The organism is Rhodovulum euryhalinum, from assembly GCF_004342445.1.
In the GTDB taxonomy this organism is placed as follows: domain Bacteria; phylum Pseudomonadota; class Alphaproteobacteria; order Rhodobacterales; family Rhodobacteraceae; genus Rhodovulum; species Rhodovulum euryhalinum.
Window position 1 is genome coordinate 1 of sequence record NZ_SLWW01000039.1, and the last position, 1,780, is coordinate 1,780.

General features: G+C 68.1%; 3 protein-coding genes and 2 pseudogenes. 3 read left to right on the forward strand and 2 right to left on the reverse strand.

Going from position 1 to position 1,780, the window contains the following annotated elements:
* From EV655_RS18465 to EV655_RS18475, 3 genes and pseudogenes are all read left to right on the forward strand, one after another.
* A pseudogene (locus tag EV655_RS18465) lies at positions 1–648 on the forward strand (phage tail tube protein); the annotation flags it as partial.
* Between the two features lie 2 nt (positions 649–650).
* Positions 651–1,086, forward strand: a pseudogene (locus tag EV655_RS18470) (hypothetical protein).
* A gap of 83 nt (positions 1,087–1,169) precedes the next feature.
* Positions 1,170–1,328, forward strand: a complete 159-nt coding sequence (locus tag EV655_RS18475; RefSeq protein ID WP_424511328.1) for a DUF7697 family protein — start codon at positions 1,170–1,172, stop codon at positions 1,326–1,328.
* Here EV655_RS18475 and EV655_RS18480 read toward each other — a convergent pair.
* Together EV655_RS18480 and EV655_RS18485 are read right to left on the reverse strand one after the other, a co-directional pair.
* Positions 1,299–1,589 carry a HigA family addiction module antitoxin gene (locus tag EV655_RS18480; protein WP_132546811.1) on the reverse strand — a complete coding sequence of 97 codons (291 nt, stop codon included), beginning with the start codon at positions 1,587–1,589 and terminating at the stop codon, positions 1,299–1,301. The genes EV655_RS18475 and EV655_RS18480 overlap by 30 nt on opposite strands.
* 11 nt (positions 1,590–1,600) lie before the next feature.
* Positions 1,601–1,780: type II toxin-antitoxin system RelE/ParE family toxin (locus EV655_RS18485; protein WP_243645158.1), on the reverse strand; the 180-nt coding region annotated here is incomplete at its 5' end.

Genomic DNA, 1,780 nt, shown 5'->3' on the forward strand with positions numbered 1-1,780 from the left:
ACCCACGAATTCCAGTCGGGGGGCTGGACCCTGCCCTCGATGGCCATCGAGGTCGTTATGCCCGAGGTGCCGCGGTTCGCCATGTATGCGGGCTGCGTTCTGGACCAGCTCAGCTGGCAGATGAACCGCTCGGGCCAGCTGACCGCCACCGCCCGGCTGATCGCCCAAGGCGAGGCCATCGCTGCGACCACCGGCGCAGGGACGCCCACGGCGCTGGGCCTGCAACGGTTCGGGCATTTCAACGGGGTGGTGAAGCGGAACGGCACGGCGCTGGGCAATGTCGTCTCGGCCGAGATCACCTATGCCAATGGCCTCGACCGGATCGAAACCATCCGCAACGACGGAAAGATCGAGGGCGGCGATCCCGGCATGGCGGCGCTCACGGGGCGGATCGAGGTGCGCTTCGCCGACAGCACGCTGGTCACGCAGGCCATCGACGGCACGCCCTGCGAACTGGAATTCGCCTGGAGCCTTGGGGCCAACGCCAGCTTCACCTTCACGGCGCATGCCGTCTATCTCCCGGTCCCGCGGATCGAGATCCCCGGACCCTAGGGCATCCAGGCGAGCTTCGACTGGCAGGCGGCCAAGGCCACCGCCCCCGCTCGCATGTGCACCGCCGTCCTCGTCAACACCGTCACGGAATACTGACCATGATCCGCCTGAACCTGTCGAACCGCCCCGAATGGCTGGACCTGCTGCCCGGCCTGCGCATCAAGCTCGCGCCGCTCACCACCGCGCTGATGGTGGCCGCCCGCGCCGATCCGGCGCTCTCCGCCCTGCCGGACACCGCCCGCGCCGAGGACATGGCGCTGGCCATGGCCAAGGCTGTGGCGCGGCTCGCCATCCTCGAATGGGAGGGCGTGGGCGACGACAATGGCGATCCCCTGCCGCTCTCGCCCGCAGGGATCGACGCGCTCCTCGAGGTCTGGCCGGTGTTCGAGGCCTTCCAGGCGCAGTATGTCGCCCGCGGCCTGATGCTGGATCAGGAAAAACGCCTCCGCGCCCTTGCCGAGTGGTCCTTCGGCGGGGGGGACGGCTACTGCGCGGCCTGTTCGGGACCCTGCCCCGACTGTCCCGCACGACTGAACCAGCCGCAGACGGTCGAGGGCTGGCAGGTCTGGGATCTGACCCAGCGCCTCGGCGGCCAGCTGCGGATCGCGCCGGGGGCCATCATCGGATGGGACATGGGCACGGCGCTGTCGCTGGCGCAGGCACTGGGCGTGAACACCCCGATCGCCGCCGAACTGCTGCCCGAGATCGAGGCGGTGATGGTGCGCAAGCTGAACGACGCGCTGCGTTCAGGCAGCTTGCAGGGGCACGATCCCTGAGACATCGACCGTCTCGCGGGCGCGGGCGAGGTCCCAGGCCCGTTGCAGGTTCATCCAGTATTCCGGGGTGGTGCCGAAGTAGGTGGCCAGCCGCATCGCGGTGTCCGCGGTCAGCGATGTCTCGCCCTTGACCAGCCGTTCGATCCGCGTGCGCGGAACCAGCAGGTGCCGGGCAAGGGCGGGCGCGCTCATCCCGAGCGGCAGAAGATAGAGTTCGTGCAGGACTTCGCCCGGATGGGAGGGGTTGGTGATCAGGCTCATCGTCTTTCCTTTCAGTGGTAATCCACGATCTCGACATCCTGCGGACCCTGATCGGTCCAGACGAAGCAGATGCGCCACTGCCCGTTGATGCGTACCGAATGCTGCCCTGCGCGATCCCCACTCAGGGCTTCCAGATGGTTGCCCGGCGGAAAACGCAGATCCTCAAGTTGCATGGCCGCGTCCAGTGCCGA